This window comes from Paucibacter sp. XJ19-41 (assembly GCF_028462495.1).
Classification (GTDB): domain Bacteria; phylum Pseudomonadota; class Gammaproteobacteria; order Burkholderiales; family Burkholderiaceae_C; genus Roseateles_E.
The window spans coordinates 1-3,186 of the sequence record NZ_JAQOWX010000227.1 but is presented as its reverse complement, the minus strand read 5'-3'; the positions used below and the strand labels follow the sequence as shown (position 1 = coordinate 3,186).

The 3,186-nt window shown below is 71.9% G+C and carries 1 protein-coding gene and 1 pseudogene; both read right to left on the bottom strand.

All coding sequences use genetic code 11. The features are described from left to right. Nucleotides 1–2,766, bottom strand: a 2,766-nt coding sequence (locus PO768_RS28310) for a PAS domain S-box protein (RefSeq protein ID WP_272648721.1), incomplete at its 3' end; no start/stop codon positions are given. A 3-nt stretch (nucleotides 2,767–2,769) separates the two neighbouring features. Beyond that, a pseudogene (locus tag PO768_RS28305) lies at nucleotides 2,770–3,186 on the bottom strand (hypothetical protein); the annotation flags it as partial.

Here is a 3,186-nt window from a genome sequence, read left to right as displayed (position 1 = left end):
GTCGAGCTCGGCCGGGCGCGTCTCCTCCATCAGCGGCGCGGCCCGCAGGTCCTGCACCAGCGCCTCCAGAGCCGCCGAGGCGCGCTCGACCAGCGGCCGCATCTGCGCCGCCGGCAGCTCGTCGCCGGCCTCGATACGGCCCGCCAGCTCGCTGAGTTGCTGAGCCCCGACCGCCGCCGCCGCGCCCTTGAGTGAATGGGCAAAGCGCCGCAGCGTGTCGCCGGCGCCGACCTCGATGCCGGCGGCCAGCGCCGGCATGCCGTCCCGGAAGTGGTGGGCGAACTGCTGCAGCACGCGCCAGTAGGTGGCCGGCCGCCCGCCGGTGTAGCGCAGGCCCTGCACCACATCCAGGCCCGGGATCCGCGTCAACCAGTCCGGCAGCAGCTCGGCCTCGCTGGCCACCACATCGGCCAGCGGCTCGGGCGGCGGCGGCAGCGCCTCCACCGAGTGAGCGCGCGCGGGCAGCCACTGCAGCAGGCGCGCATAGAGCTGGGCCGGCGCCACCGGCTTGCCGACATGGTCGTTCATGCCGGCGGCCAGGCAGGCGGCGCGGTCCTCGCCAAAGGCATTGGCCGTCATCGCGACAATCGGCAGCGCCGCCATGCCGGGCAGGCGGCGGATCTCGCGGGTCGCCTGCAGCCCGTCCATCACCGGCATCTGCATGTCCATCAGCACCAGCTGGTAGTCGTTGCGCTGCACCAGCTGCAGAGCCTGCCGACCATTCGAGGCCAGGTCCACCGTCAGCCCGGCCGCATGCAGCAGCTCCTGGGCCACGTCCTGGTTGATCGGGTTGTCCTCGACCAGCAGGATGTGCGCGCCGCCATGCCGGCTGGCCAGCTGGTCCAGCGCCTCGCGCTCGCTGCCCGTCGCCGAGGCCATCGCGGCGGCCGCATCGGCCTCCTCGACCGCCGGCAAGCGCGCGGTGAACCAGAAGCGGCTGCCCCGCCCGGGCTGGCTGTCGACGCCGACCTCGCCGCCCATCAGCTCGGCCAGATGGCGGGTGATGGCCAGGCCCAGGCCGGTGCCACCGTAGCGCCGCGTGGTCGAGCTGTCGCCCTGCTCGAAGACGCGGAACAGGCGCTGCTGCTGCTCGGCCGTGATGCCCACGCCGGTGTCGCTGACCTCGAAGCGCAGCAGCTCAGGGCTGAGCGCTTCGCCGCGCAGACGCACCGAGCCCTGCTCGGTGAACTTGATCGCATTGCTCAGCAGGTTCAGCAGCGCCTGCGACAGGCGGGTCGCGTCGCCGCGCACCCAGGGCGGCAGCGCATCGGCCATCAGGCTCAGCTGCAGGCCCTTGTCGCGCGCGCGCTCGCCGACCAGATCGCAGCAGCGCGCCAGCAACTCGCGCAACGCGAAAGGCCGGTCCTCCAGCTCCAGCTTGCCGGACTCGATCTTGGAGAGATCGAGGATGTCGTTGATGACCTGCAGCAGGTGCTGGGCCGCGCCGTCGAGCTTGGCCAGCCGGTCCTGGGCCAGCGCATCGCGGCTGTCGCGCCGCAGCAAATGGGTCAGGCCGAGGATGGCATTCATCGGCGTGCGGATCTCGTGGCTCATATGGGCCAGGAAGGCGCTCTTGGCCAGGCTGGCGGCCTGGGCCGCCTGGGTGGCCTCGGCCAGCTCGGCGGTGCGTGCCTGCACCAGCTCCTGCAGATGGTGGCGGTGCTGGTCGAGTTCGGCGCTCTGGCGCTTGTGCGCGCTGATGTCCTCGCCGATCGACAGCACATGGGTGACGCGCCCGTCGGCCTGGCGGATCGGCGCCATATGGACGAACTCGTGAAAAATCTCGCCGTTCTTGCGATGGTTCAGCAGCTCGCCCGACCAGTTCTGCCCCTGCTGCACGGCCCGCCGCATCTGCTGCACGCGCTCGCGCGGGCCGCGCTGCGGCTGCAGCTCCAGCCGCGTGCGGCCCAGCACCTCCTGGCGGCTGAAGCCGTTGATGCGGGTGAAGGCCGCGTTGACGTATTCGATCGCGCCGGCCAGGTCCGAGATCAGGATGCTGGTGGGGCTTTGCTCGACCGCCAGCGAGAGCTTGCGCAGCAGTTGTTCGCTGGAGCGCCGGTCGCTGATGTCGGTGAAGGAGCTGACGACGCTGACGATGCTCTGGCCGTCGGTCGAGCGCACCGGCTCGGCATTGAGCTTGAGCCAACGCCGCTGGCCGGCCTGGCTGCGCACGCCCAGCTGCATGCCCTGCTGGCCCTGGCCGGTGCTCAGCACACGGGTCAGCGGCAGCTCGGCGACCGCCAGCGGCTGGCCCTCGTTGTCGCACATCTCGAGCGCGCGCCACTTCCAGTCGGCCGCCTGCATCTGCGCCTGGCTGTAGCCCAGGATGCGTTCGGCGGCCGGGTTGCTGGCCAGCACGCGCCCGTCAATGTCGAAGATGATCACGCCCTCGCTGAGGGCCGAGACCATCGAGCGGTACAGGCGCTCGCTCTCCTGCAGCGCCTGCTCGATGCGCTGGCGCTCGTCGATGTCCGCGCGCAGCAGCTCCGACGATTCCTGCAGCGCCTGCTCGATGCGGCGGCGCTCGCCGATGTCGCTGACGATGCCCAGCACCGCCGGCCGGCCCTGATAGCTCATGCGGCTGGCGCGCAGCTCGATCCAGACCCGCTGGCCCTGCTTGTCGAGCCAGCACAGCTCGTAGTGGCGCTGGGGCTCGGGACCGGTGCCGGTGCGCGCCAAACAGCGCGCGGTCCACAGCGCCAGGAACTCGGGCGCCACCACCGCCGCGAACGGCAGGCCGACGAACTCGGCCTCGGTATAGCCCAGCAGCTAGGGCAGGGCCGGATTGGCGAACCCGAAACGCAGGTCCTGGGCGACGAAGACACCGTCGGCCAGCGCCTCCAGCAGCGTGCGGCTGCGCAGCTCGCTCTCGGCCAGCAGCGCCTGGGCCACGCGCTGCCGCCGCAGCCGCCAGACCACGGCGGCGATCAGCAGGGCCAGCAAGGTGGTCGCGACTATCCAGCGTGCCTCGCCCCAGACCTTGGCATCGACCTCGGCACGCGCCACCTTGCTGACCAGCAGCCAGTCGGTGCCGGGTACGGCGCGCAGCGCGCCCAGCGAGGGCACGCCGGCATAGTCGAGGCCGTCTATGGTGCGGCCCGGCAGCGCGCCCTCCCGCAGCGCCTGACCCACCAGCAGCTCGGGCCGGTCCAGCGGCCGGCGCAACCGGCCGGCCGAGCCGGGCCG